The 26,706-nt window shown below is 70.1% G+C and carries 25 protein-coding genes, 1 pseudogene and 1 riboswitch; of the genes and pseudogenes, 12 read left to right on the top strand and 14 right to left on the bottom strand.

All coding sequences use genetic code 11. The annotated features are described in order from the left end of the window. Positions 1–136 precede the first annotated feature (136 nt). Positions 137–1,177 (bottom strand): hemolysin family protein, encoded by a 1,041-nt coding sequence (locus BST44_RS24090; RefSeq protein WP_083179536.1) that lies wholly within the window; start codon positions 1,175–1,177, stop codon positions 137–139. Further along, complete coding sequence (locus BST44_RS24085; RefSeq protein WP_083179535.1) at positions 1,174–2,544, bottom strand: hemolysin family protein; 1,371 nt, start codon at positions 2,542–2,544, stop codon at positions 1,174–1,176. Before BST44_RS24085 ends, BST44_RS24090 begins: the two co-directional genes overlap by 4 nt. 297 nt (positions 2,545–2,841) lie before the next feature. Between BST44_RS24085 and BST44_RS24080 the strand changes: the two genes are divergently transcribed. Then, a complete protein-coding gene (locus BST44_RS24080; RefSeq protein WP_083179534.1) occupies positions 2,842–3,477 on the top strand; it encodes a GNAT family N-acetyltransferase in 636 nt (211 codons plus the stop codon). A 90-nt stretch (positions 3,478–3,567) separates the two neighbouring features. Here the strand turns inward: BST44_RS24080 and BST44_RS24075 are convergent, their stop codons facing one another. The 4 genes from BST44_RS24075 to BST44_RS24060 all read right to left on the bottom strand — a co-directional run bounded on the left by BST44_RS24075 (position 3,568) and on the right by BST44_RS24060 (position 7,976). Beyond that, the gene (locus BST44_RS24075; RefSeq protein WP_083179533.1) at positions 3,568–5,004 is read right to left on the bottom strand and encodes a GuaB1 family IMP dehydrogenase-related protein; all 1,437 of its coding nucleotides are present in this window, start codon (positions 5,002–5,004) and stop codon (positions 3,568–3,570) included. Between the two features lie 19 nt (positions 5,005–5,023). Further along, the gene (gene gnd / locus BST44_RS24070) at positions 5,024–6,493 is read right to left on the bottom strand and encodes an NADP-dependent phosphogluconate dehydrogenase (protein WP_083179532.1); all 1,470 of its coding nucleotides are present in this window, start codon (positions 6,491–6,493) and stop codon (positions 5,024–5,026) included. A gap of 98 nt (positions 6,494–6,591) precedes the next feature. Then, positions 6,592–7,542 carry a M56 family metallopeptidase gene (locus tag BST44_RS24065; protein ID WP_083179531.1) on the bottom strand — a complete coding sequence of 317 codons (951 nt, stop codon included), beginning with the start codon at positions 7,540–7,542 and terminating at the stop codon, positions 6,592–6,594. Between the two features lie 14 nt (positions 7,543–7,556). Further along, positions 7,557–7,976, bottom strand: a complete 420-nt coding sequence (locus BST44_RS24060) for a BlaI/MecI/CopY family transcriptional regulator (RefSeq protein ID WP_083179530.1) — start codon at positions 7,974–7,976, stop codon at positions 7,557–7,559. 299 nt (positions 7,977–8,275) lie between these two features. On the opposite strand from BST44_RS24060, the gene BST44_RS24055 reads away from it, so the two are divergent. The 5 genes from BST44_RS24055 to BST44_RS24035 all read left to right on the top strand — a co-directional run bounded on the left by BST44_RS24055 (position 8,276) and on the right by BST44_RS24035 (position 11,729). After that, positions 8,276–8,689, top strand: coding sequence for a PaaI family thioesterase (locus BST44_RS24055; protein WP_083179529.1), 414 nt, complete (start codon positions 8,276–8,278; stop codon positions 8,687–8,689). Between the two features lie 66 nt (positions 8,690–8,755). Beyond that, a complete protein-coding gene (locus tag BST44_RS24050; protein ID WP_083179528.1) occupies positions 8,756–9,058 on the top strand; it encodes an urease subunit gamma in 303 nt (100 codons plus the stop codon). Beyond that, entirely contained in the window at positions 9,055–9,366 is a 312-nt protein-coding gene (locus tag BST44_RS24045) for an urease subunit beta (RefSeq protein WP_083179527.1), read from the top strand. The genes BST44_RS24050 and BST44_RS24045 overlap by 4 nt, the downstream gene beginning before the upstream one ends. Beyond that, positions 9,366–11,087, top strand: coding sequence for an urease subunit alpha (locus BST44_RS24040; protein ID WP_083179526.1), 1,722 nt, complete (start codon positions 9,366–9,368; stop codon positions 11,085–11,087). The genes BST44_RS24045 and BST44_RS24040 overlap by 1 nt, the downstream gene beginning before the upstream one ends. 6 nt (positions 11,088–11,093) lie before the next feature. Next, entirely contained in the window at positions 11,094–11,729 is a 636-nt protein-coding gene (locus BST44_RS24035; RefSeq protein ID WP_083179525.1) for an urease accessory protein UreF, read from the top strand. A gap of 17 nt (positions 11,730–11,746) precedes the next feature. Here BST44_RS24035 and BST44_RS24030 read toward each other — a convergent pair whose 3' ends face one another. The 4 genes from BST44_RS24030 to BST44_RS24015 all read right to left on the bottom strand — a co-directional run bounded on the left by BST44_RS24030 (position 11,747) and on the right by BST44_RS24015 (position 17,999). Next, entirely contained in the window at positions 11,747–13,351 is a 1,605-nt protein-coding gene (locus BST44_RS24030; RefSeq protein WP_142274674.1) for an APC family permease, read from the bottom strand. A gap of 66 nt (positions 13,352–13,417) precedes the next feature. Next, positions 13,418–14,782 (bottom strand): PPE family protein, encoded by a 1,365-nt coding sequence (locus BST44_RS24025; protein WP_083179524.1) that lies wholly within the window; start codon positions 14,780–14,782, stop codon positions 13,418–13,420. Further along, positions 14,779–16,152, bottom strand: a complete 1,374-nt coding sequence (locus BST44_RS24020) for a PPE family protein (protein ID WP_083179523.1) — start codon at positions 16,150–16,152, stop codon at positions 14,779–14,781. Before BST44_RS24020 ends, BST44_RS24025 begins: the two co-directional genes overlap by 4 nt. Positions 16,153–16,835: 683 nt before the next feature. Beyond that, positions 16,836–17,999: an agmatinase family protein gene (locus BST44_RS24015; RefSeq protein ID WP_007170038.1), complete on the bottom strand. Its 1,164-nt coding sequence runs from the start codon at positions 17,997–17,999 to the stop codon at positions 16,836–16,838. A 113-nt stretch (positions 18,000–18,112) separates the two neighbouring features. Then, a riboswitch (guanidine-III (ykkC-III) riboswitch) is annotated at positions 18,113–18,175 on the bottom strand. A gap of 188 nt (positions 18,176–18,363) precedes the next feature. Here BST44_RS24015 and ureG point away from each other — a divergent pair. Then, entirely contained in the window at positions 18,364–19,041 is a 678-nt protein-coding gene (ureG, locus tag BST44_RS24010; RefSeq protein ID WP_083179522.1) for an urease accessory protein UreG, read from the top strand. Then, the gene (locus BST44_RS24005) at positions 19,041–19,688 is read left to right on the top strand and encodes an urease accessory protein UreD (protein ID WP_083179521.1); all 648 of its coding nucleotides are present in this window, start codon (positions 19,041–19,043) and stop codon (positions 19,686–19,688) included. The genes ureG and BST44_RS24005 overlap by 1 nt, the downstream gene beginning before the upstream one ends. On the opposite strand, the gene BST44_RS24000 is transcribed toward BST44_RS24005, so the two are convergent. The 4 genes from BST44_RS24000 to BST44_RS23985 form a co-directional block, all read right to left on the bottom strand. Continuing rightward, positions 19,685–21,073: an NAD(P)/FAD-dependent oxidoreductase gene (locus BST44_RS24000; protein WP_083179520.1), complete on the bottom strand. Its 1,389-nt coding sequence runs from the start codon at positions 21,071–21,073 to the stop codon at positions 19,685–19,687. The two genes, BST44_RS24005 and BST44_RS24000, sit on opposite strands and share 4 nt — an antisense overlap. 182 nt (positions 21,074–21,255) lie before the next feature. Beyond that, positions 21,256–21,636: a DUF4189 domain-containing protein gene (locus tag BST44_RS23995; protein ID WP_083179519.1), complete on the bottom strand. Its 381-nt coding sequence runs from the start codon at positions 21,634–21,636 to the stop codon at positions 21,256–21,258. Positions 21,637–21,752: 116 nt separating this feature from the next. Beyond that, a complete protein-coding gene (locus BST44_RS23990) occupies positions 21,753–22,670 on the bottom strand; it encodes an LLM class F420-dependent oxidoreductase (RefSeq protein ID WP_083179518.1) in 918 nt (305 codons plus the stop codon). A gap of 59 nt (positions 22,671–22,729) precedes the next feature. Next, complete coding sequence (locus BST44_RS23985) at positions 22,730–23,407, bottom strand: SDR family oxidoreductase (protein WP_083179517.1); 678 nt, start codon at positions 23,405–23,407, stop codon at positions 22,730–22,732. Positions 23,408–23,667: 260 nt separating this feature from the next. Here BST44_RS23985 and modA point away from each other — a divergent pair, with 260 nt between their 5' ends. The 4 genes and pseudogenes from modA to BST44_RS23965 form a co-directional block, all read left to right on the top strand. Continuing rightward, entirely contained in the window at positions 23,668–24,429 is a 762-nt protein-coding gene (gene modA / locus BST44_RS23980) for a molybdate ABC transporter substrate-binding protein (protein ID WP_083179516.1), read from the top strand. A 3-nt stretch (positions 24,430–24,432) separates the two neighbouring features. After that, entirely contained in the window at positions 24,433–25,239 is an 807-nt protein-coding gene (locus tag BST44_RS23975) for an ABC transporter permease (protein ID WP_083179515.1), read from the top strand. Then, on the top strand, positions 25,236–26,378 hold the full coding sequence (locus tag BST44_RS23970; protein ID WP_083179514.1) for a sulfate/molybdate ABC transporter ATP-binding protein: 1,143 nt from the start codon (positions 25,236–25,238) through the stop codon (positions 26,376–26,378). Before BST44_RS23975 ends, BST44_RS23970 begins: the two co-directional genes overlap by 4 nt. A 119-nt stretch (positions 26,379–26,497) precedes the next feature. Then, a pseudogene (locus BST44_RS23965) lies at positions 26,498–26,706 on the top strand (alanine and proline-rich secreted protein Apa); the annotation flags it as partial.

Here is a 26,706-nt window from a genome sequence, read left to right as displayed (position 1 = left end):
CCATGCCGCTGCGGCGAGCCCGGGAATCGAATTCCAGCAACGCGTTCGCGCGCCGGGGATCCTGCGCCCTCCAGCACTTTCTTGACTGGTAGCCGTTGAAAATCATACGGGCCCTGCACATCCCGCCCGGTGCCCCCTATACGTCACGCATCGTGCCGACGAGGTCTTCCACCAGGTCTTCCATCGCCACCATCGCGACCACGACCCCGCCGGCGCCGGTCACCAGAGCCAGGTGGCTGTTGCTGCGGCGCATCCGCGAAAGGGCATCGGCCAGCGGCAGCGACCGGGGCAGGCGCGGCAGGGGGCGCACCATCGCGAGGTCGATCACCGTCCGCGGATCGTCACCAAGCGTCAGCATGTCCTTGATGTGCAGGTACCCCACGAAGTCGCCATTGACGTTGGCGACCGGAAACCGCGAGTAGCCGGTCTGGGCCAGGGCTTGCTCGACGGCGCCGATCGTCGGGCCGGTGCCCGCGGCGGCCACCGGCACGGCATGGACGTCGGCGAGCGGGACCGCCACGTCGCCGACCACGCGGGTGCCGATCTGCAGCGCCCGGGTCAGCCGGCTGTGCTCCTCGCGGTCCAGCAGTCCCTCGGATTCGGATTCGGCGATCATCTCGCTCAGCTCGACGGGGGAGACCGTGATCTCGAGCTCTTCCTTGGGTTCCACGCCCAGGGCGCGGACCACCACGCTGGCACACCTGTTGTAGAACACGATGAACGGCCGCGCGGCCCGCACGTAGGCCAGGTAGGGCGGCACCAGCAGCATGGCCGTCCGCTCGGGACCGGCCAGCGCGACGTTCTTGGGCACCATCTCACCCAGCAGCACATGCAGCGTCACCACGATCGCCAGCGCGATCGCGAACGACAAGGTGTGCAGCAGCGTCGGGTGAATGCCGGTCAGGCCCAGCGCCGTGCGCAACAGGCTGGAAACCGCGGACTCGCCGATCCGCCCGAGCAGCAGGGAGGCCGCCGTGATGCCGAGCTGGGCCCCGGCCAGCATCGCCGGGAGCTGCTCCCCGGCCCGCATCACCGTCACGGCCCGGGCCTTGCCCTGTTCGGCCAGCGCCTCGAGGCGGTCGCGCCGGGCCGAGATCAAGGAGAATTCCGCCCCGACGAAGAAGGCGTTCACGCCGATCAGCAGGATGGCCAGCACCACGCCCAGGGTGTCGTTCATCGGGGTCCCCTTGCCGCGGGGCCGTCGTCGTCACCGCGCAGTTCGATCAGCTCGAGCAGGTCGATCCGGCGGCCGTCCATCCGGATCACGGTCGCCTGCCAGCGCAGCGAGGTGTCCAACAGCCCGTCGGCGTCCAGGGCCGGCAACTTCACCGTTTCGCCGGCCACCGGGATGTGGCCGAACTCGCGCAGCGCCAGCCCGCCGATGGTCTCGTACGGCCCCTCGGGCGCCCGGAAGCCGGTGGCGGCGGCCACCTCGTCGATCCGCAGCAAGCCTGAGACGCGCCAACCGGTCCCGGCCGGCACCACGTCCGGGGTGGCGTCGTCGTGCTCGTCGCGGACGTCGCCGACGATCTCTTCGATCAGGTCCTCGACGGTCACCATGCCCGCGGTGCCGCCGTATTCGTCGACGACCATCGCGGTCTGCAGCGGGTTGGCGCGGATCTGGGCCATCACGGCGTCGCCGTCCAGGGTCGACGGCACCGCCGGGACGGGTTGCGCCACCGTGGTCAGCGGCGTGCGCGCCCGGTCGGCCGCCGGAATCGCCAGCACCTGTTTGACGTGCGCGATGCCGACCGTCTCGTCGAGGTCGCCGTCGACGATCGGGAACCGGGAGAACCCGGACTCGGCGGCCGCGGCGACCAGGTCGGCGACGGTGTCGTCGGTCTGCAGCGCCACGATCTTCGACCGGGGCGTCATCAGTTCCTCGGCGGTCAGGGCACCGAACTGCAGGGAGCGGCGCACCAGCGCTGCGGTGGCCGGGTCAAGCGAGCCGCTGCGCGCCGACGACCGCACCAGCGACAGCAGCTCCTGCGGGGACCGCGCCGATCGCAGTTCCTCGGCCGGTTCGACGCCCAGTTGGCGCACGATCCAGTTGGCCACGCCGTTGGTGAGCCGGATGGCCGGCGTGAACAACAGCGAGAACAGCAGCTGAAGGCCCACCACGGCCCGCGCGGTGGACAGCGGCCGCGCGACGGCCAGGTATTTCGGGACCAGCTCGCCGAACACCATCGACACCGAGGTGACGATGACCAGCGCCAGGAAGGCCATGATCGCGTCGGCCACCGAGTCGGATATCCCGATCGCATCGAACCAGGGATGCGGCAGGTTGGCCAGCATCGGGTCGGTCAGGTAGCCGGCTGCCAGCGTGGTGGCCGAGATGCCCAATTGGGCGCCGGACAGCTGAAACGACAGCTTCTGGTGGGCGCGGCGGATGGCCCGGTCACGTCGGCCGCCGCCCCGGGCGTTCGCCTCCACGGCGCTGCGATCCAGCGTCGTGAGCGAGAACTCGGCCGCGACGAAGATCGCGTTGCCGAAGATGAGCACCGCGATGGCGACGACGCTGATCACGGTAAGGGTGACGTTCATCGGTCACGCCGTCCGGCGGCCGGGGGCCCTGACCGACGGGCCGGGGAAAGCTCCGCATCGGGCGGCTCCTCCGACGGCCGCCGCGCCGACAAGCCCATGGCCTGCACGGGTGCCTGCGGCACGTCGATCCCTTCACTGCCCACAACCGATGCGGACGCGTTCGCCTCCGTCTTTGCTGACTCATGGTAGCCCGGGCCGCCGCGCCGCCAATCGGCCACCGTTTGCCGCGGTGCGGACCCCGACCCACCCGACCCGACTATGGGTTGGCTAACCTTACTCGGGTAGTCTCTGCGGACTATGGCGTCCGAGGCCCCACCCGAAACCCATCCAGCCCAGGTGCTTCCCCGTGAGCGCTTCGACCTCGCCGACGAGATCGCGCGCATGCCCCGGCCGCCGGTTCCCGCTCTGGATCCGCCGTTCGCGCTGCGCATCGCGCGACGCGAGGACGCGGGCAAGGTGTCGGAATGGATGAACCGGCCCCACCTGGCCGCGGCCTGGGAATACGACTGGCCGACGCCGCGGTGGGAGCGGCATCTGGGCGCCCAGCTCGACGGGACGTATTCGCTGCCGATCCTGGGAAGCATCCGCGGCAAGGATTGCGCCTATCTCGAATTGTATTGGGGAGCAAAGGATCTCATCTCACGATACTACGATGCCGAGCCTTGTGACCTCGGCCTGCACGCGGCCATCGCCGAACCTGCCCTGGTGAACCGCGGACTGGGCTTGACGCTGCTGCCGCGCATCGTCGCCAACGTCTTCGCCCTCGAGCCCCGCTGCCGGCGCATCATGTTCGACCCCGATCACCGCAACACCACGGCGCGCCGCCTGTGTGAGTCCGTCGGATGCACGTTCCTCGGCGAGCACGACACCCGAAACCGGCGCATGTCGCTGTACGCGCTCGAGCGTCCCTCGCCGGACTCGAAGACCGGGTGACCGGGGCGCCCATGTGGCCCGCCGCCGAGCTCGCCCGACACCGCGGCCGGACGACCACCAGGCTGGGCGTGTTTGCTGGCGGTGGGCGCGTCACCAGCCCAACGGCAGCGGGTGGCCCTCGGCGAAGCCCGCGGTCGACTGCACCCCGACGACGGCCCGCTCGTAGAGGTCCGTCAGGTCGGCGGCGCCAACGTAGGTGCACGTGCTGCGCACGCCCGACGTGATGTGGTCGATCAAGTCCTCGACGCCGCCGCGGTCGGGGTCCAGGCCCATCCGTGAGGTCGAAATGCCTTCCTCGAACAGGGCTTTGCGGGCGCGATCGAACGCCGTGTCGGCGGCGCTGCGGGCGACCACCGCCCGCTTCGACGCCATGCCGTAGCTCTCCTTGTAGGGCTGGTCGTCGCGGTCGCGCATCAGGTCGCCGGGCGACTCGTAGGTGCCGGCGAACCACGACCCGATCATCACGTTGGACGCCCCGGCCACCAGCGCCAGCGCCACGTCGCGCGGATGCCGGACGCCGCCGTCGGCCCAGACATGTCCGCCCAATTCCCTTGCAGCCGAGGCGCATTCGACCACCGCGGAGAATTGCGGACGACCGACGGCGGTCATCATCCGGGTGGTGCACATCGCGCCCGGCCCGACCCCGACCTTCACGATGCTCGCCCCGGCGGCGAGCAGGTCGCGGGTGCCCTCCGCGGAGACGACGTTGCCGGCCACCAGCGGCACGCCGAGTTGGAGGGAGGAGACCGTGCGGATGGCGTCGAGCGTCTTGGCCTGGTGCCCGTGCGCGGTGTCGATGACCAGCACGTCGACACCCGCCTCGACCAGGGAGCGCGCCCTGGCCCCCACGTCGCCGTTGATGCCGACGGCCGCGCCCACCCGCAGCCGCCCGCGGGCGTCGACCGCGGGCGTGTAGAGGCCGGTCCGGACGGCCCCGGTGCGGGTCAGCACGCCGGCCAGCGTGCCGTCGGCGTTCGTCACCACCGCGACCCCGATCGGGGCGTGCTCGAGCAGGTCGAAGACCTTGCGCGGGTCGGTGCCGACCGGGGCGGTGACGAAGTCGGTGGTGGCGACGTCGCGCACCCGGGTGAAGCGGTCCACGCCGAGGCAGCACGATTCGCTCACCAAGCCCATCGGGCGGCCCTCGAAGACGACGACGGCGACGCCGTGCGCGCGCTTGTGGATCAGCGCGGTCGCGTCGGACACCGAATCGTCGGGGGCGAGCACCACCGGGGTGTCCAGGACCAGGTCCCGGCTCTTGACGAACTCCACGGTCTGCTGCACCGCGGTGATCGGGAGATCCTGCGGCAGGATGACCAGCCCGCCCCGCCGCGCGACCGTCTCGGCCATCCGCCGGCCGGCCACCGCGGTCATGTTGGCCACCACCACCGGGATGGTGGTGCCGGAGCCGTCGTCGGTGGACAGGTCGACATCGAAGCGCGAAGCGACCTCCGACCGGTTCGGCATGATGAAGACGTCGTTGTAGGTCAGGTCGTAGCCGGGCCGATGCCCGTCGAGAAACCGCACGCCTTCCAGTCTTCCAGGACTACGCGGGTACCTCGCTGCGGTCCCCGCTCCAGAGGGTGTGGAAGCGCTTGTCCGGGTCGTCGTCGATCCGGCCGTAGGTGTGGGCGCCGAAGAAGTCGCGCAGACCCTGCGTCAGCGCGGCGGGCAGCCGCTCGGTGCGCAGGGCGTCGTAGTAGGACAGTGCGGAGGAGAAGCCCGGGATGGGGATGCCCAGCCGCGTCGCGGTCACCACGACCCGGCGCCACCCGTCGATCGCCGCCTCGATCGCGCTGCGGAAGTACGGCGCGACGATCAGCGTCGGCAGGTCGGGGTCTTCGTCGAACGCGTCCTTGATGCGGTTGAGGAACTTGGCGCGAATGATGCAGCCGCCGCGCCAGATGGTGGCCAGGTCGCCCGGTGTGATGCCCCAGTCGTATTCGGCGCTGCCGGCCTGAATCTGGTTGAAGCCCTGCGCGTACGCGATGATCTTGGACGCGTACAGGGCCTGCCGGACGTCCTCGGTGAACTGCGTGGCGTCGCTGGGTTTTGCACCCAGCTCGCCCGAGGCCAGCCCGGTGGTGGCCTTGCGCTGGGTGACCGAGCCGGACAACGCGCGGGCAAACACCGCCTCGGCGATGCCGGTCACCGGGACACCGAGGTCCAGGGCCGACTTGACCGTCCAGCGGCCGGTGCCCTTCTGCTCGGCCTCGTCGAGGATGACGTCGACGAGCGGCTTGCCGGTCTTGGCGTCGGTCTGCCGCAGCACCTGGGCGGTGATCTCCACCAGGAAGCTGTCCAGATCGCCGGAGTTCCACTCGTCGAACACGTCGGCGATCTGCTCGGCGGTCTTGCCCAGGCCGTCGCGCAGCAGCTGGTAGGCCTCGCCGATCAGCTGCATGTCGGAGTACTCGATGCCGTTGTGCACCATCTTGACGAAGTGGCCGGCGCCGTCGGGGCCGATGTGGGTGCAGCACGGCACCCCGTCGACGTGCGCGGAGATCTCTTCCAGCAGCGGGCCCAGCGACTCGTAGGACTCGGCGGGCCCGCCCGGCATGATCGACGGCCCGTTGAGCGCGCCCTCCTCGCCGCCGGAGATGCCGGCGCCGACGAAGTGCAGGCCGCGCTCGCGCATCGCCTTCTCGCGGCGGATGGTGTCGGTGTAGAGGGCGTTGCCGCCGTCGATGATGATGTCGCCTTCCTCCATGGCGTCGGCGAGCTCGTTGATCACGGCGTCGGTGGGGTCGCCGGCCTTGACCATGATCAGCACCCGCCGCGGCTTCTCCAGCGCGTCGAGAAACTCGGCGATGGTCTCCGAGCGCACGAACTTGCCCTCGTCGCCGTGTTCTTCGAGCAACGCGTCGGTTTTCGCGACCGACCGGTTGTGCAGCGCCACGGTGTAGCCGTGCCGGGCGAAATTGCGTGCGATGTTCGAGCCCATCACCGCGAGGCCGGTGACGCCGATCTGCGCGGTAGCGGTGTTGGCATTCGGGGGAGAATCCGACGAACCCATGTCTTCGCCTCTCAGGTCGGAGAACGGTGCGAAAAGCTTTCGGTCACACTGTGGCACAGCCGACCAGCGGCCGCCCGGGGTGATGGCCCGGTGCCGCCTCAGAGGTTGAACAGCCGCCGCAACTCCGTGAGCCACGGCACGGCCAGCGCGATCGTCGGGACCACGAACACGGCCACCGCGGCCAGGTACGCGGCGGCCGACAGCGCCAGGCTGTTGCCGCCCCCGCCCAGCCGGCGCACGCGGACCACCGTGCTGGTGCCACCCGCGGCCAGGGCGCCCGACGGCGCCCGCCCGGAAGCGCAGGCGACCAGGGCCCGCGCCAGGGGAGCGCGGCCCGCCGCGCGCACGGCGGCGTCGTCGGCCAGCAGCTCGACGAGCAGTTGCACCGCGCCCAGCGCGTTCGCGCTGCGCACCAAACGGGGGAACGCGGCATGCACCGCGGTGAAGGCCTCCAGGACGAGGTCGTGCCGGGCGCGCAGATGCGCCCGCTCGTGGGTGAGGATCGCCGCGACCTCCGCGTCGGCGAGCGTGCTCAGCGCCCCCTCGCTGACCACCACCCTGCTGCGCACGCCGGGCAAGCAGTAGGCGAGCGGCTGCGCAACGTCCAGCACGCGAAGGTCGCGCGTGCGGGCACACGGCTGGGGGAGCGCCGCGTCGTGGCCGACGCCGACCAGGTCGACCACCATGCGGTGATGGGCCCGCCGCCGCCGGTTGGCGATGGCGACCCGAACCACGGCGACCACCAATCGGGCGCCGACCAGCACGGTCAGCGCGAAAACGCCGACGTAGGCAACCCACAGCGGCCAGCCGAGGCGGCCCGCGTCGCCGACGATGCTGGTGGTGGGCCGCCCGTCGGGGCCGGGCATGAGCAGCCGGGTGGCGATCGCGATGCCGGCGCTGAACGCGGAGAGGACTGCGGCCAGCGCGACGGCCTGCCACAACACCATCGCGGCGCGGGGAGCGCGCAGCGGCCAGCTCGCGCGTGCCAACATGGCCGGCACCGGGCCGACGAGCAGCACCGCGAGGATGGTGAAGGCCAGCGCGGACACGCTGCCAGTCTCCCTCAGTCCTCCGGCGACACGCCAGCGGATGGCGCGTTGTTGCGTTGATTGGCTTCCAGTTCGGCCAGCGCTCGCCGCAGGGCGTCCGCCTCGTCGGCGCCCACCCGCTCGACGAAGTGGACGAGCGCGGCGTGCCTGCCGCCAGAATCCTCGGCCTGGGCGAGGGCGTCGACCATCAGGCCGGCGACCAGCTCGTCGCGGCCGTGCACGGGTGCGTACCGGTGGGCCCGGTCGTCACGGATCTGGGAGACCAGATTCTTCTTGGCCAGCCGCTGCAGCACGGTCATGATCGTCGTGTAGGCGAGGTCGCGGCGCGCCGACAACGCCTCATGAACCTGGCGGACCGTTTGGGGTTCCTGCGTGGACCACAAGTGATCCATCACGGCCCGTTCCAGATCCCCAAGCCGGGTCAGTTTGGCCATAGTGCGTTGTCTCCTGAGGGTCGAGCACCATCTTACTCCCGATTACTACCGACGGTCGTACCGAAGGTCGTCGCCGCGCCGCCGAAAAGGTGCTTGCGAAATTAGGGCAGCCTTGCCTATGCTAACCGGGTCGAGCGAACACCGACCGCGGCGAGTCCTGAGGGCTGCAGTGACCCCCGGTCTACTCGATCGGCGAGCCCCGTGCCCGAGTGGCACGGGGCTCAGCCGTTTCCGGGGCCGTTTCTGGTCGGCCTCGCGCCGGGAGCGGTGCCGACCGACCGATGGTGTAGACACAGAACGTGCCACCGCCCCCGGAGACGACGACCCCGCCGGATTTCACCGCGCCCTTCGATCAGGAGATCGGGCTGCAATTCACCGAACTCAGCCCCGACGGCGCCCGGGCCCAGCTCGAGGTCACCCCGAAGCTGCTGCAGCCGATGGGCCTCGTGCACGGGGGCGTCTACTGCTCGATCATCGAGAGCATGGCCAGCGTGGCCGCCTACACCTGGCTCGCCACCCGCGGCGGGGGGAATGTCGTGGGAGTCAACAACAACACCGACTTTCTGCGTTCCATCGGCTCGGGCATGGTGTACGGCACCGCCGAACCGATCCACCGCGGCCGGCGCCAGCAGCTGTGGCTGGTGACCATCACCGACGGCGACGGCCGCACGGTGGCCCGCGGGCAGGTGCGCCTGCAGAACCTCGAGGCGTAACCCGGCCGGGGCCGTACACGTGGCCGGGCGCCGGCGCCCGCGGGGGGCGTGGCAGGATCGGAGAGCGTGCTCCTTACGCCGCACGAACAAGAGCGATTGCTGTTGTCCTACGCCGCCGAACTGGCACGCCGACGCCGCGCCAGGGGCTTGCGGCTGAACCACCCGGAGGCCGTTGCCATCATCACCGACCACATTCTCGAGGGTGCGCGCGACGGCCGCTCCGTCGCCGAGCTCATGGCCAGCGGCTGCGACGTGCTCAGCCGCGACGACGTGATGGAGGGGGTGCCGGAAATGCTGGCCGAAGTCGCGGTGGAGGCGACCTTCCCCGACGGCACCAAACTCGTCACCGTTCACCACCCGATCCCATGATTCCGGGCGAAATCCTCTACGGCAGCGGCGATATCGGCATCAACGCTTACGCTGAGAGCATCGAGATGCAGATCATCAACACCGGTGACCGTCCGGTGCAGGTGGGCAGCCACGTCCACCTTCCTCAAGCCAACTCCGCGCTCGCGTTCGACCGCGCCGCGGCGCACGGCTATCGGCTGGACATCGCGGCGGCCACCGCCGTGCGCTTCGAACCCGGTGTGCCCCACACCGTCCGGCTGGTACCGCTGCGTGGACGCCGGGAAGTGCACGGGCTGACCCTGAACCCGCCCGGACGGCTGGACGCCTGATGGCCAGCCTGTCGAGGGACCGCTACGCCCAACTCTTCGGCCCCACCGCCGGGGACCGGATCCGGTTGGCGGACACCGATCTTCTGGTGGAGATCACCGAGGACCGCAGCGGGGGACCGGGGTTGGCCGGTGACGAGGCGGTGTTCGGGGGCGGCAAGGTGCTGCGCGAGTCGGTGGGCCAGGGGCTCGCCACCCGCGCCGAGGGGGCGCCCGACACCGTGATCACCGGTGCGGTCATCATCGACTACTGGGGAATCATCAAGGCCGACATCGGTATTCGTGACGGCCGCGTCTCCGCGATCGGTAAGGCCGGCAACCCCGACACCATGACGGGCGTGCATCCGGACCTGGTGGTCGGGCCGTCGACCGAGGTCATCGCCGGCAACGGCCGGATCGTCACCGCCGGCGCCATCGACTGCCACGTGCACCTGATCTGCCCGCAGCTGATGCCCGAGGCGCTCGGCTCCGGGATCACGACGATCATCGGCGGCGGCACCGGGCCCGCCGAGGGCACCAAGGCCACCACGGTGACACCGGGTTCATGGCATCTGGAGCGGATGCTCGAGGCGCTCGACGGCTGGCCGGTGAACGTCGCGCTGCTGGGCAAGGGTAACACCGTCAGCGCCGAGGGGCTGTGGGAGCAATTGCGCGGCGGCGCTTCGGGTTTCAAACTGCACGAGGACTGGGGGTCCACACCGGCGGCCATCGACGCCTGCCTCACCGTCGCCGACGCCGCCGGCGTCCAGGTGGCGTTGCACACCGACACCCTCAACGAGATGGGGTTCGTGGAAGACACCCTGGCCGCCATCGCGGGGCGGTCGATCCACACGTATCACACCGAGGGCGCCGGCGGCGGCCACGCTCCCGACATCATCACCGTCGCAGGCAAACCCAACGTGCTGCCCAGCTCCACCAACCCCACCCGCCCGCACACGCGTAACACCCTCGACGAGCACCTGGACATGTTGATGGTCTGCCATCACCTCAATCCCCAGGTGCGCGAAGACCTGGCCTTCGCGGAAAGCCGTATCCGGCCGTCGACCATGGCGGCGGAGGACCTGCTGCACGACATCGGCGCGATCTCGATGATCGGCAGCGACTCGCAGGCGATGGGCCGCATCGGGGAAGTCGTGATGCGGACCTGGCAGACCGCGCACGTCATGAAACGCCGCCGCGGCGCCCTGCCCGGCGACGGCGCCGCGGACAACATGCGGGCGCGCCGCTACGTCGCCAAGTACACGATCTGCCCGGCCGTCGCCCACGGCCTCGACCACGAGGTCGGATCGGTGGAGGTGGGCAAGCTCGCGGACCTGGTGCTCTGGGAGCCGGCGTTCTTCGGGGTCCGGCCGCACGCGGTGCTCAAGGGCGGCATGATCGCATGGGCGGCGATGGGGGACGCCAACGCGTCGATCCCGACGCCGCAGCCGGTGCTTCCGCGCCCGATGTTCGGCGCGGCGCCGGCCGCGGCGGCCGCCACGTCGGTGCATTTCGTTGCGCCGCAGGCGATCGAGGCCGGCCTGGCCGAAAGGCTGGCGGTCAACCGGCGGCTGGTCCCCGTGCGCAACACCACCGGGCTCGCCAAGGCGGACCTGCCGCACAACGACGCGCTGCCCGACATCGAGGTGGACCCGGACACGTTCACCGTGCGGATCGACGGCGAGGTCTGGCAGCCCGACCCGGTGGCGGAATTGCCGATGGCGCAACGGTATTTCCTGTTCTGACGATCCATGTCCGCACTGGCGACGCTGCTCACCCTGGCCGATTCCCGACTGCCGGCCGGAGCCCACGTGCATTCCGGTGGCGTGGAGGAGGCGGTCACCAGCGGGCTGGTGACCGACCTGGACCGGCTGGAAGCGTTCCTGCGCCGCCGAATTCGAAGTTCCGGCCTGGTCACCGCCTCGATCGCGGCGGCGGTCCATCGCGGTGACCTCGGCCCCGAAGCGGCCGATCTGGAGACCGATGCCCGCACCCCCGCACCGGCCGCCCGCGAAGCGTCACGCAGCCAGGGCCGCGGGCTGGCCCGGCTGGCGCGGCGGGTCTGGCCGGACGCGCGCTGGGACGACATCGGCGCGCAGCCGCACCTCGCCGTCGCGGCCGGGCGGGTCGGTGTCGTCAGCGGGCTCGCCCCCGAGCAGACCGCCCTGACGCTCGTCTACACCACCATGACCGGCTCGGCGACCGCCGCGCAGCGGCTGCTGGCCCTGGACCCGGCCGACGTGGCGGCGTGCACGTTTCGGCTGGCGGACCTGTGCGAGCGCACCGCCACCGAAGCCGCCGCCGGGCTGTCCGACCTGTCCGACCCGCTGCTCGACACGCTCGCCCAGCGCCACAGCGAACGCGAAAGGCCGCTTTTCGTCTCCTGAAAAGCGCCGCGCGGCAGCTACTTCCGGGCCGGCTCCGGAATGGCGTCGGCGTGGGGCGCGTCGCTCTTGGTGTGGGCCCGGGTGAACGCGAGGTAGAGGATGCCCAGGGCGATGATGGTCACCGACATCAGCAGGATGATGTAGTCGTCGTACCAGGGCTGGTGGGAGTCGCGCGGCCAGGCGAGGTTGACGATGGCCGCCACACCGTAGATCAGTGCGCCGATGTTGACGGGCACTCCCCACCGGCCCAGCCGGTACTTGCCCGTGGGCACCCAGCCCTTGATCCGCGCCCGCAGGGCGGCCAGCACGACCATCTGGAAGGCGATGTAGACGCCCACCGAGCCGAAGCTGACCAGCTTGGTCAGCGCGTCGCTGGAGATCAGCGACCCCACGATCAGCACCGCCGGGATGATGACCGCGATCAGCAGGGAGTAGGGCGGCACGTGCCGCTTGTGGTCGAAGCGCGCCAACAGCTTGGAGCCGACGATCATGTCGTCGCGTCCGTAGGAGTAGATGAGCCGGCTGGCGGCGGCCTGCAGGCTCAGCGCGCAGGATACGAACGAGATCAACACGATGCAGAGCACGATCTTGGCGCCGACGCCGCCGAACGCCGTCTTCAGGATGGTGTCGATCGGATCGGGGTCCTTGCCGCTGATCACCGCGCCGAAGTCGGTGACCGACAGGATCAGGCTGAGGCAGACGAAGGTGGCCGCCGACCCGCCGACGTAGATGGTGCGGCGCATCGCCTTGGGAATCTGCACGCCGGGGTTGCGGACCTCCTCGGCGACGTCGCCGCAGGCCTCGAAGCCGAAGAACTGGTAGAGGGCGATGAGGCTGGCGGCCAGGAAGGCGTACGTGTAGCTGTGCTTGCCCTCGGCGCCGAAGCTGTGGAACAGCACGCCGAGGTTGTGGTGGCGCTGCGTGCACAGCAGCCAGACGCCGACCACGATGGCGCCGATCAGTTCGGCGCTGAAGCCGAAGATGGCGAAGTAGCCGAGGATCTTGGTGCCGGTGAGGTTGATGACGGTCGCCAGCGCCAGCATGATCAGCGCACACAGCACCGTGGCATGCGGAGAAGGCTTGAAGCCGAAGACATCTGCCACGTACGGGCCCGCACCGTAGGCGGCGTCCGCGAGCAGCGCCAGCAGCGTGAACATGTAGACCCACCCGGTCATCCACGCCCATTTGCGGCCCCACAACCGGCGCGCCCAGGGGTAGACGCCACCGGCCACGGGGAACTGCGCCACCACCTCGCTGAAGACCAGCGCGACCAGCATCTGTCCGACGCCGGCGATCAGCAGGCTCCAGATCATCGGTGGGCCGGCGGTGGCCAGCGCGAACGCGAACACCGTGTAGATGCCGACCACGGGTGAGAGGTAGGTGAAGCCCAACGAGAAGTTCGCCCATGGGCTCATGTCCCGCTTGAAATCGGACTGGAAGCCCAGAGCCTTGAGCTGGGCCTGGTCCTCGTCGTCGAGCGTGCTCTCCGCCGGCACGCCGGCGGGCTTCGTCGCCGAGGTGGCGGTATTCAATTCGTCTTGCGTCGCAATCGGATTCGAGTCGACGGCCAAATCGCCTTCCCAACCCGCCGCGGACCGTTTGGCCGGCTTTGTGAAGAACATCTGCGCTGATTCCAATCGTCGTCGAGAGAGTTCCGGTGAAGTCCCGCCAGCGGACGGCGGGTGTCGCTACTTCTGCGTTGCCTCCTTGATCAATGTCGCGGCCGTGCGCTTGAGGACGTCTCGCTGCCGGGTGAAGTCGGCCATCGCCTTACGCAGTGCGATGAGCTCGTCGCGTTCGCTGGATGCACCGTCGTCCTCGGCGGACGCATTGGTCGCGGCCCAGCGCGCGGCGGGGTCGTCGTGCATGCCGGTCTCGCCGGCCAGCGCGGGAATCACCTTGTGGCGCGCGCCGGCTCGCAGACGCCCCTGCTCGCCGCGCGGCGCGTTGACCACGCTGGCCACCGGGCCCATCGGCGGCATGCCGCCGTAGAAGCCCGGTGCGACTGCGCCGGCCTGCGGCAGGCCGTCGAGCCCGGCGCTCGGCAGCGCGGTGGCGGCGAGCCGGATCGCCGGGGACGTGCTCCACGACTGCGGGACCGACAGCTTGCCGATCGAGGCCGCCTCGCCGAGGCCCGCCGACACTCCGGGTGAGGCGGCCGGCGCGGACGAAATCACCAGTGCCGAACCCGCCCCCGACACCTGGGACGCCGCGCTCGCCGGTGCCGACAGCGAGTCGACCAACGGATTCCAGGCCGCGGCCACCGGCGGCGCGAGGGTCAACAGTGCACCGGAGGCGTCGAAGTTGAGACCCTCGGAGAGGATCTGGTAGCCGATGGTGTTCTCGCTGAAGTTGTTGAACAGGTCCACCAACGACCCCCCCGACCCGGCGGTGGTTCCTGACGATCCCGCCGACGACTGCTTCAGCAGGTTGGGGATGTTCGACAGCGTCGACGTGGTGTTCGACCCGCCGGTCGCCATGGCCTTCATCACCGCCGAGTTCTGGTTGGTCGACCCGGACTGGTTGGTGGTCTGCTGCGGCGCGGCGAACGGCGTCACCTGCGTGGCCGCCGCCGAAGCCCCGGCATAGCCGTACATCGCCGCGGCGTCCTGGGCCCACATCTGGGAGTACTGCGCCTCGGTGGCCGCGATCGCGGGGGTGTTCTGCCCGAGCACGTTGGTGGAAACCAGCGACGCCAACAACGCCCGGTTCACCTCGATCTCCGGCGGCGGCACGGTGGCCGCGAACGCCGCCTCGTAGGCCGCGGCGGCCGAGCCCAGCTGGCCCGCGGTCTGCTGGGCCTGCGCCGCGGTGGTGTTCATCCACGACACGTAGGGCGCAACCGCCGCCGCCATGTTCCCCGACGACGCACCGACCCAGGGGCCGCCGGTCAGCTCGGACACGATCGCCTGGTACGAGGCCGCGGCCGAACTCAACTCGGTCGCCAGCTTCTCCCAGGCCGCCGCGGCCGTCACCAGCGAGCCCGCGCCCGCGCCCGCGTACATCCGGGCGGAATTGACCTCCGGGGGCAACGCCGCGAAATCGACGGTCACAGCATCGCCTCCTTGATCAGGCGGGCCGCCGCGTCACGCTCCGTCGCCACTTCGGAGATCTCCTTGCGCAGCTTCTCGAGCTCCTCGCGTTCGCGTTCGCTGAGCGCGCTGGCGACATGCTTGCGTGTCCGTTGCGGCGCGGGAGCCAGCACCGGGGCGCGCTCGTCGGCCGCCGGCCCGGCCGGTCCCGTCGGGACGACCTTCTGGCCGGCGCCGGAGCGGGCGCGGGTCTGCTCGCCCCTGGGCGCGTTGACCAGACTGCCCACCGGGGGGATGCCGAAGAAGCCGCCGGGCGCGGCCGCCTCGGCCTGCGGCACACCCCCCAGCCCGGCCGTCGACAGCGGCGATGCGCTACTGGCGAGGCGAACGGCGGGGGAGTCCGCCCACGCCTGCGGCACCGACAGCTTGCCGACGGTGGCCGATTCGCCCAGGCCCGCCGAGACCCCGGCGTTGCCGAGGCTTCCCGACACCGGCGAATTGGCCAGGGTGCCCAGCCCCGCGTCCGCCGGGGACACGTCGCCGGCCACGGCCGCCGCCGTGGGCAACGCGAGCCCGTACAGGCCGCCCATCAGGGGCGTGATGCCCGACGCGGTGAACAGCGGCCCACTGATGACCAGGGCCCAGTTTCCGATGTTCTGGGTGAGCTCGTTGAGGCCCGTGGGGCCGCTGCTCGGGCCGAACAGGTTGCCCAGGCCCGGATCCAGGTTGGACGGGTTGACGATCGAACCCGCCGAGATGTTCTGCAGCATGTTGGGCACGGTGTTCAGCGCCGACTGCGTGCCGGGCCCGGTCGCCGATTGCGCGGCCTGGTTGACGGCGTTGGCTTGCATGGCCGTGCCGTTCGTGTTGGTGGTCTGCTTCGGCGCGGCGAACGGGGTCAGCCGGGTCGCCGCCGCGGACGCTCCGGCGTAGCCGTACATGGCCGTGGCGTCCTGGGCCCACATCTCCGCGTACTGCGCCTCGGTGGCCGCGATCGCGGGCGTGTTCTGCCCGAGGATGTTGGTGGCCACCAGCGACGCCAACAACGCGCGGTTGACCTCGATCTGCGGCGGCGGCACGGTGGCCGCGAACGCCGCCTCGTAGGCCGCCACGGCGGCCCCCAGCTGGCCGGCCGTCTGCTGCGCCTGCGCCGCGGTGATGTTCATCCACGACACGTAGGGCGCCGCCGCCGCGGCCATCACGCTGGACGACGGGCCCGCCCACGACCCGCCCGTCAGCTCGGACACGATCGCCCGGTACGAGGCCGCCGCCGAGCTCAGCTCCGCCGCCAGCGCGTCCCAGGCCGCCGCCGCGGACACCAGGGGACCCACCCCCGCGCCCGCATACATCCGCCCGGAGTTGACCTCGGGCGGTAACGCCGCAAAATCCACTACAAAACCCCCAGAAGCAGCCGGTCAGGCGCCCAATCGCCGAACCCGAGCCCGACTCGGGCGGCGGCTTGGTGCCCCGGTTCCGTGCGCGATGGCTCGCGCACCAGTGATGGGGCGCCCGAACGCCCGCATCGCCATACCGCGGCGCAGAGCGACGCACCGCCGTCTCCTTGCCGCACAACAGGTAATATTCATAGTTGTAACTGGAACAACCATGGTTAACTGCTGGGAATTTGCTGGGAATGACAATGGCCGGCCGGCGTCGGGCGGCGTCCGGGTCGGTTGCGGGCAGCGCCACCGGGGCCGACCGGCTTGCGCCGGCTAGCTGGAGGGGATTTCGTCGGGCTCCGATGCCCGTAGGGTGACCGGTCGGCGTCGCCGAGTGGCGACGCGAGAGAGCCATTCCACCAAGCACTCTGGGGCGAGTCGCGGCCAACCGGCGTCCCGGGCGCTGTCGGAACAGTGCGCGCGGCGACCCGGCTCGGCCGTTCGCCGGGCCCCGGGCGGGTGGCAACCCAGCCCGGGGCATCCGGCGCAGCCACCATCGCGGCCATGGCGCGCAGCATTGTTTGCTATATGACCAACGAGCAATTCGTTGGTCGATCTCAGCCCGTCGGTCTCTACCGGCGGACCGGCGGAAGCTGGCGTCGGGGGCGTGGGCCTCGCGAGGCCCACGCGGAACGTCAGTCGGAGAAGGGCCCCCACGCGTGTCGCTTGAGCGCCGCGGGCTTCTTGCCGAGCTTGCCCGCCCGGACCATGACGGCCAGGCTGTCCAGGATGACCCGGCTGCTCATCAGCGCGGTCTGCTCCGCCCAGTCATACGGCGGTGAGCACTCCACCACCTCGATGCCGTTCAGCCCCGGTTCGGAGATCATCCGGATCAGGTTGAGCGCCTCGCGCGGCAGCAGGCCGCCAGGCTCGGGCCAGCCGGTGCCGGGAACGAATCCCGCGTCGATGACGTCGATGTCGAACGAGAGGTACACGGCCTTGGCGTCTTTCCACGCCGTTTCCAGCGCGATTTCGGCGACCTTCTCGATCCCGACGCGCTCGACGTCTCCGACCGTGATCACGGTGCTGCCGCGCTGGCGGCCCACCTGGACGCCGGCACGCGGCGCCTGCCACCCGCCGATCCCGATCTGCACCAGGTTGGTGGCCGGGGCGTTCTTGATGTTGGTGGCGTGGAACCACGGCGTGGTGTGCATCCGCTCGTCGAGGTCGGTCTCCTGGGTGTCGACGTGGCGGTCGAAATGGATGATCCCGACGTTGCCGTCCAGGTAGGGGGCCAGACCGCGCACGGTCGGGAAGCCGATCGAGTGGTCGCCGCCGAGCACCACCGGAAAGACGCCCTTGGAAACCACGTGCGCCATGGCCTGGCTGATCTGGTCGAACGACTTCTCGATGTTGGCGGGAATCGTGACCACGTCGCCGATGTCGACGATGTTGAGCTGCTCGCGCAGGTCCACACCCAGCTCGTAGCAGTACGTGCCGAACAGGTTGGTGGACCGGCGGATACCCATCGGCCCGAACCGCGTTCCCGGCCGGTAGGTCGTGCCGGCGTCCAGCGGCGCCCCGAAGACGGCGACCTCGGCGTCGGCGACGTCGTTCACATCCTCCAGGAACGGGGCCTTTAGGAACGTCCCGCGTTCACCGGCGAAGTGGGGCAGCTCGCCGCGCGCGAAGGTCGACAGCGTGCGGTCGTTGATCGTGGGGGCGGCTTCCAGCCCGTGGCTGATGCACCGGTCGATCTCTTCCCGGTGACGGCGCGTGGACAGCTCGGCTTCGGCCTGCTGCGCCCACGCGCCCTCGCGGTTGGGGATGTCGGCCTGGCCGGCGAACGGGTTGAACATCGAAAATCCTCTCGTCGAGTTTCAATTCACGGCGGAGGATGCCCCGACGACCGAAACTAAACGGAGGAGAAGTTCGCAGACCGTTTCGGTTGACCGGCACGCCAGGCATCCCGCGGTCACCGTCTTGTCGCTCTCCGGGTACGGCGAACTCGTCCGGGCGGCCGTTTCGGCGCGCCGCCATTCAAGGTACCTGTTCGACCTTCGTCCGCAACCTGGCGTAGCCCGCAGACAGCTGTGACTTTCCTGGCAATGACTGCGCGCGGCCGCAGCACCACCTGCGCAACTTGGCCATCATATGGTCGATACGCTGCCTACCAACGCGCCGTGCGCGAATCGCTTCCCGCAGTCCGATGAAAGACACGAGATGCCAACACATTCACACAGCCACCCACATCCACAGGTCGAACGGCCGCGACGGGTCCGACAACCGGGGGAGCCGTTGCGCGTCGGCGTCGGCGGCCCGGTGGGGTCCGGCAAGACCGCGCTGGTCGCCGCGCTGTGCCGGCAGTTGCGCGACGAACTGTCGCTGGCGGTGCTGACCAACGACATCTACACCACCGAGGACGCCGACTTCTTGCGCAAGCATGCGGTGCTGCCGGACGACCGGATCGCGGCGGTGCAGACCGGGGGGTGCCCGCACACCGCGATCCGCGACGACATCACCGCGAACCTCGACGCGATCGACGACTTGATTGCCGCCCATGAGCCGCTGGACCTGATCCTGGTCGAATCCGGCGGCGACAACCTGACCGCTACCTTTTCCTCGGGCTTGGTGGACGTGCAGATCTTCGTCGTCGACGTGGCCGGCGGCGACAAGGTCCCACGCAAGGGCGGGCCCGGAGTCACCTACTCGGATCTGTTGGTGGTCAACAAGACCGACCTGGCGCCCCTGGTGGGAGCCGACCTGCAGGTGATGGCCGACGATGCCGCCGCGGTCCGCGACGGGCGGCCCACCGTGCTGCAGTCACTGGCCGACGACCCGGCGGCGACCCAGGTGTTGTCCTGGGTCCGCACGCAATTGCGGGAGGCGGCCACCGTGTGATGCGGTCCCAGGTCTTGGTGGTCGCCTATCCGAACCGGCTGCCACGCATCGAGTGCCGCGGCGGGCTGGCGGCCCGGCGCACCGCGCCCGACACGGTCCACCTGGTGTCGGCCGCGGCCACGCCGTTGGGCGGCGACAGCATCGACATGCGCATCGTCGTCGAGCCGGGCGCCCGCCTCAGGCTCCGCAGCGCCGCCGCCACCGTGGCCCTGCCCGGGGCCGATGCGCTGACCTCGCATGCCCATTGGGAAGTGGCAGTCGGCGGAACGCTGGACATCGACCTGGAGCCCACCGTGGTCGCCGCAGCCGCCCGGCACATCTCGAGCGCCACCTTCTCCCTGCAGGACGGGGCTCAGGTCCGCTTCCGCGAGCGCGTACAGGTCGGCAGATGCGAAGAGCGGGAAGGCTTTTGGTCGGGATCGCTGCGCGCCGACTGCGCCGACCGACCCTTGCTGCGTCACCGGGTGGAACTGGGCGCCGGGTCGCCGGCCGACGACGTCATCGCGGCGCCGCGTGCGTCAGTCCACGAATTGCGCTACCCCGAAACGGCTTTCGCGCACGCCGCGATCGACGCCGGTTCGACCGTGTTGATGCTGGCGGGCGGCGGGCTGCTGAGTACCTGGCAGGCTGACCGGCTGGCCGGTTAGCTGGCCCGCTTGGCGGCCGCCGGTCGCTTGGCTTCCGCGGCGAGCACGGCCAGCTGTTCGAGGCGGGTGCGGGCGAACGCCTGCTGCTCGGTGATGGTCAGCTGTCCCCGCCGTGTGCTCAGGAACGTCACCGTCCACGACAGCAGCGTGCTGACCTTGGTCTTGAATCCGACCAGGTAAACCAAGTGCAGCACCAGCCACATCAGCCAGGCGATGAACCCGCTGAACTCCAGCGGGCCGACCTTGGCCACCGCGGAAAAGCGCGAAACGGTCGCCATCGACCCCTTGTCGAAGTACTGGAACGGCTCGCGCTCCGCCGGGTCGGCCCCGCCGAGCTCGGCTTTGATGGTGCCGGCCACGTACTTGGCGCCCTGGATCGCGCCCTGGGCCACGCCCGGAACGCCCTCGACGGCGGCCATGTCGCCGATCACGAACACGTTGGGATGCCCGGGGACCGACAGATCGGGCAGCACCTTGACCCGTCCGGCCCGGTCGAGTTCCACCGACGACTGCTCGGCCAGGTTCCGGCCCAGCCCGCTGGCCTGCACGCCCGCGGACCACACCTTGCAGGCGGACTCGATGCGCCGGACGGTGCCGTCGGAATCCTTGACCGTGATGCCATTGCGGTCGACGTCGGTGACCATCGCCCCCAGCTGGATCTCCACGCCCATCTTCTCCAGCCGGGCGCGCGCCCTGGCGCCGAGCTTGTCGCCGAACGGCGGCAGCACGGCGGGGGCCGCGTCGAGCAGGATCACCCGCGCCTTGGTGGAGTCGATGCCACGGAACGAGCCCTTCAGCGTGTGGGCCGCCAATTCCGCGATCTGCCCCGCCATTTCGACACCGGTGGGGCCGGCCCCGATGACGGTGAAGGTCAGCAGCTTGGCGCGTCGTTCGGGATCGCGCGACCGCTCCGCCTGCTCGAAGGCGCTAAGGATCCGTCCGCGTACCTCCAGGGCGTCGTCGATCGACTTCATGCCGGGCGCGAACTCGGCGAAGTGGTCGTTGCCGAAGTACGACTGGCCCGCACCCGCGGCGATAATCAGACTGTCGTAAGGGGTTTCGTAGGTGTGGCCGAGCAGATCGGACACCACGAACTTCCCGGCCAGGTCGATGTGCGTGACGTCGCCGAGCAGCACCTGCACGTTGCGCTGCCTGCGCAGGACGACGCGGGTGGGCGGCGCGATGTCTCCTTCGGACACGATGCCGGTCGCCACCTGGTACAGCAGGGGCTGGAAGAGGTGGTGGGTGGTGCGCGCGATCAGCTTGATGTCGACGTCAGCGTGCTTGAGTTTCTTTGCCGCGTTGAGTCCACCGAATCCCGAACCGATGATCACCACCTGGTGGCGACGCTTGGTTCCAGCTGTGGTTTCTGGTGGGGGGATCATGTTTCCGCTGCTCCTGACGGGGGCTTTTGGACACGCGACTGCAGTTAGCCACAACGCTAGTCAGGCGGATACCCGGAAACCTAGTTGATACCCATGTGTTGTTTGCAACACTAACGGTGTGCGGGGGCGAATCCCCTGGTGGGCGTCCGGCACTGTGGCGCAACTATCAGCCAGCTGCCGCCTTACTGACTGGAGCCCTCTCCCGCACAATGGTCGTGGCCCGCCTGGATGGTCCCGCCGGGGGCGCGTGCCAACGCCGCCGCTTCCGCTTCTTCGCGCGTCGGGCCCCAGCCCCCGAAGTATCGCGAGTGGGCGGCGTTCACGGCCAGCGCGACGCACCCGCCCTCGCCGCTGGCCAGCAGCCGGCAGTCGCTGATGGTCTTGCGACAGGTTTCCATCACCGCCTTCTCGGCCGCGCCCTGGTTCGCCGCGCCGTCGGCGATGTTGATGTGGCCGGTGGAGTCCGAGATCGCCATCGCGATCCAGTTGTTGTCGGCGTGCGCGATCGGGGGTGCGGCGAATGCCATACCGGCCGCGATCGCCGCCAAGGCTCGTTTCGTCATGGGCTGTCCCGGCCCTTTCCTTCTGCGCTGCGCCGTCGTGGCCCAGGTGAACGCTGCTCCCTGGAAGTATTACCGCGGCGCGCGAGATCCGCGACTCCACACCAGCGGCGCCGGGGTTACAGGCCGACGACCGGACGCAGCGCCGCACCCACGGCGCTGATGACGCCGGGACTGTAGAAGGGCAGGTTGATGATCACGCCGTCGATGCCGGCGTCCACCACCTTGGTCTTGATCTGGTCGGCGACCGAGTCGGGGTTGCCCACCACCATGCGCTGCGTCATCTCCGCCGGAATCTGATCGGGCTTGGCGTTCTCGTCGATCAGCACCGTGGTCAGCGTGCTGGTTTCCAGCGTCGCGGGGTCGCGACCGACGTCCTCGCAGCTCCGCCGCACAACGTCCAACTTGCCTGGCAGCTCGTCGAATCCGGCGATCACGTTGAGGTGGTCGAAGTGGCGTGCGGCCAGCGGGATGGTCTTCTTCTCGCCGCTGCCGCCGATCATCAGCGGAATGTGGTCGCGGAAGCGAGGATTCGCGAGCGCCTCGCGCGCCTGATACCACTTGCCCGAGAAGGTCGGCCGCTCGCCCTTGATCATCGGCAGGATGATCTGCAGCGCCTCGTCGAGCCGGTTGAACCTGTCGGTGAAGGTGCCGAACTCGAAACCCAGTTGGTCGTGCTCGAGTTCGAACCAACCGGTGCCGATGCCCAGGATCGCGCGGCCCTGGCTCACCACATCGAGCGTGGTGATGATCTTGGCCAGCAACGTCGGGTTCCGGTAGGTATTGCCAGTCACCAAGGTGCCCAACTGAACTCGTTCAGTACCGGTGGCCAGCGCGCCCAAGGCGGTGTAGGCCTCCAGCATCGGCTGGTCGGGGTCGCCCAGCATGGGCAGTTGGTAGAAGTGGTCCATCACGAAGACCGAGTCGAAACCGGCGGATTCGGCCTCGCGGGCCTGAGCCAGAACTGTGGGGAAGAGCTGCTCCACCCCGGTGCCGTAGGAGAAATTGGGAATCTGCAGACCGAGTCGAATAGCCACGCGACCTACCGTAGTGCGGCCGGGCGCGGGGCGATACCGCTCGGCCGCGGATTACGCCGTCAGCCGAACTGCGCGAGTGCTCCGTGGCTGACGTGCAGCGTCTGGCCGGTGATGTGCCGGGCGGACGGGCTGGTGAGGAACAGCGCCAACCGGGCGACCTCGGCGGCGACGGAGGGGGGCGTGCGGGAGAGGCCGTCATACCCGGGCTGGGCGCTGCGCCCGCTGGCCACGGCGTTGACGGTGATACCGCGGGTGCCGAAGATGCCCGCCTGCCCCGAGACCCAGCTCGACAGGGCCGCCTTGATTGCGGCGTCGACGCTCCCGGCCGGCGAATTCTCGGGCACCACGCTGATGATGGAGCCGCCCGAGCGCAGGTGGTCCCCCACGGTCTGCACCGTGAGCACCGCCGAAAGGACCGTGGCGTCCAGCGAATTCCGCCAGGCGGTGGCCGTGTCGGCGATCGAGTAGGCACGCGGGTCGCCGGCCTCCCAGGAGGGGGCCGGCACGTTGACGATGGTGTCCAGGTGGTGGGGGAACAAGCCACGAGCCTCGGTCAGGCTGCCGGGGTCGGTGGTGTCGCAGACGATCGCGTCGACGTCCAGTTCCTTGGCGGCGATTTCCAGCTCGCTGCGCCGTGCCCCCACGAGGGTCACCTTGTGACCGTCATCGCGGAAGCCTTCGGCCACTGCGCGCCCCAGCTCGGTGTCTCCGCCGGTGACCAGCACCTCCACTGCCATGACCTCCTCGTGTTCAACGTTGAACCCAGAGCCCGGCAGTTCCGTGTGGCCCGGAAACCCACGGGACCGCTTGCCCGGACCTGCCCGGATCTCAGCGCGTTATGGCATCAATCCCCGTCGATGTTACTGGACAGTAGCTAGTCGGGGAAATTCTTCGCGCCACGACGCGCGGATCATTTGCGTAACTATTCGGCCGCCCACTTTTTTGCGACCGTTCGGCCCCCACGCGGGCCGCATCATCGGCGGGTTAGGGTGCACCAATGCGGCGGATCGGGATCCTGGCCGGGGCGGTTTCCCTGGTGCTGGTGGCCGGCCTGGTCGGGTGCGGTTCGAAGCCCGCCGCGGGGCCCAAGAAGGTGGTGGTCTTCGCCGCCGCCTCGCTGAAGCCCGCATTCACGCAGATCGCCGCGCGGTTCAAGGGCGAAAACGGCAACGCCACCGTCGAATTCGAATTTGCGGGATCGTCGGAACTGGCCATCCAGTTGACCCAGGGCGCGACGGCCGACGTCTTCGCGTCAGCGGACACCGCGCAGATGGGCGTCGTCGGCAAAGCGGGTTTGCTGGCCGGCGATCCGACGAACTTCGCGTCGAACACGCTGGTGATCGTGACCGCACCCGGTAACCCCAGGCGGGTCGGCTCGTTCGCCGACCTCGCGCGGCCTGGGCTGGGCGTGGTGATCTGCCAGCAGCCGGTGCCGTGCGGGGCGGCGACCCAGCGGGTCGAGGACGACACCGGGGTCCGCCTGCACCCGGTCAGCGAGGAACCGAGCGTGACCGATGTCCTCAACAAGGTCACTACCGGGCAGGCGGACGCCGGGCTGGTGTACGTCACCGACGCCCACAGTGCCGGGGACAAGGTGACCACCGTCAGCTTCCCGGAGGCCGCCGGCGCGGTGAACGTCTATCCGATCGCGGTGTTGAAGAACGCGCCGCAACCAACGTTGGCGCAGCGGTTCGTGGCCATGGTGACCGGTGACGACGGCCGAAGCATCCTGGCCCAGTCGGGCTTCGCCAAGCCCTGAATCGTGCACCGGCCTACGGATCTGCCGCGGTGGGTGTACGTTCCCGCCGCGGCCGGGGCCGTGTTCGTGGTGCTGCCGTTGCTGGCCATCACGGTCAAGGTCGACTGGCCGAACTTCTGGGCGCTGATCACCAGTTCCTCCTCGCAGACCGCGCTGCTGCTCAGCCTTCGGACGGCCGCCGCCAGCACCGCGCTGTGCGTCCTGCTCGGCGTGCCGTTGGCGCTCGTGTTGGCCCGCAGCCGGGCCCGCGCGGTCCGGCTGCTGCGGCCGTTGATCCTGCTGCCCCTCGTGTTGCCGCCGGTGGTGGGTGGCATTGCGCTGCTCTACGCGTTCGGCCGGCTCGGGCTGCTGGGCAGGTACCTCGAGGCGGCGGGTGTCAGCGTCGCGTTCAGCACCACGGCGGTGGTGCTGGCGCAGACCTTCGTGTCGCTGCCGTTCCTGGTGATCTCCCTGGAAGGAGCCGCGCGCACCGCCGGCGCGGACTTCGAGGTGGTGGCGGCGACCCTGGGCGCGCGGCCCAGCACGGTTTGGTGGCGGGTCACCCTGCCGCTGCTGCGTCCGGGCCTGATGTCGGGCGCCGTGCTGGCGTTCGCCCGCTCGCTGGGTGAGTTCGGCGCGACGTTGACCTTCGCGGGGTCCCGGCAAGGAGTCACGCGCACGCTGCCGCTGGAGATCTACCTGCAGCGGGTGACCGACGCCGACGCGGCGGTGGCGTTGTCGATCCTGTTGGTGGCCGTGGCGGCGCTCGTGGTGCTGGGGCTGGGGACCGGCCGGCTGAGCGGCGCCGAAGCGAGGCAGCCGGGGCCATGAGCGAATTGCAGCTGCGCGCCGTCGTGGCGGATCGGCACCTGGACGTGGACTTCTCCGTCTCGGCGGGCGAGGTGCTGGCCGTCCTCGGGCCCAACGGCGCGGGCAAATCGACCGCGCTGCACGTGATCGCCGGCCTGATTCGCCCGGATCGCGGTCTGGTGCGGTTGGGCGATCGGGTGCTGACCGACACCGCGGCCGGGGTGAACGTGGCAACACACGACCGCCGCGTCGGCCTGCTGTTGCAGGACCCGTTGTTGTTCCCGCACATGAGCGTCGCCGCCAACGTGGCGTTCGGGCCGCACAGCCGCCGCGGGCGGCCGTGGCGCGGCCGGCCGACGGAGAAGGCGACGGCGCTGCGCTGGCTGCGCGAGGTGGACGCCGAGCTGCTCGCCGACCGGCGGGCGCGGCAGCTGTCCGGCGGTCAAGCCCAGCGGGTGGCGATCGCGCGGGCGCTGGCCGCCGAGCCCGACGCGCTGCTGCTCGACGAGCCGCTGACCGGCCTCGACGTCGCCGCGGCCGCGTCGATTCGCGCGGTGCTGCGCGGTGCGGTCGGCCGCACCGGCTGCGCCGTCGTGCTGATCACGCACGACCTGCTCGACGTGGTCACGCTGGCCGATCGGGTGCTGGTGCTCGAGGCCGGCCGGATCGCCGAGATCGGCCCGGTCTCCGACGTGCTCACCGCGCCGCGCAGTCACTTCGGGGCACGCATCGCGGGAATCAACCTGGTCAATGGGACCGTCGCCCCCGACGCCTCGCTGCGCGCGCGGTCGGGCGCGCGCTGGCACGCGGCGCCGGCGCAGCAGGGGAGTGACGACCTCGCCGTGGGGCGGACCGCCATCGCGGTCTTCCCGCCGACCGCGGTGGCCGTGTACCGGGAGCAGCCGCATGGCAGCCCGCGCAACACGGTCGAGGTGACGGTAGCGGAGATGGACGTTCGCGGGTCCGCGGTGTTGGTGCGCGGCGAACAGCAATCCGACGGCGCCCCCGGACTGGCCGCGGAGATCACCGCCGACGCGGCGTCGGAGCTGCGGCTGGCGCCCGGGCAGCGGGTGTGGTTCGCCGTGAAGGCGCACGAGGTGGCGCTGTATCCGGCGGCATATCCGGCCACGCACCCGGCGACGGATCCGGCGACGAAGTGAGAGTGCGCAATTCGGGGCCTCGGCGGCTCGGGTTGCACATCGGCAACATCGGCACAACGGCGCCGCAATTGTCGACAAGTCTCCTTGCGTCACAGCGGTAACACGGTAGGTTCGTCGCCATGGAGCAGGTGGAACCCAACACGACGCGTCGGAAAGGCCTGTGGGCGACGCTGGCGATAGCCACGGCGACCAGTGCCAGCGCCGTGACGATCGCCCTGCCGGCGGTCTCGAGTGCCGACCCCGAAGTCCCAACCCCGGTCCCGCCGGCCACGACGACGGCCCCGCCGCCTGCGGCCGGACCGGCGGCCCCCGCCACCGCGCCGCCGCC

Source organism: Mycobacterium scrofulaceum (assembly GCF_002086735.1).
In the GTDB taxonomy this organism is placed as follows: Bacteria; Actinomycetota; Actinomycetes; order Mycobacteriales; family Mycobacteriaceae; genus Mycobacterium; species Mycobacterium scrofulaceum.
This window is presented reverse-complemented; position numbering and strand designations above follow the sequence as displayed.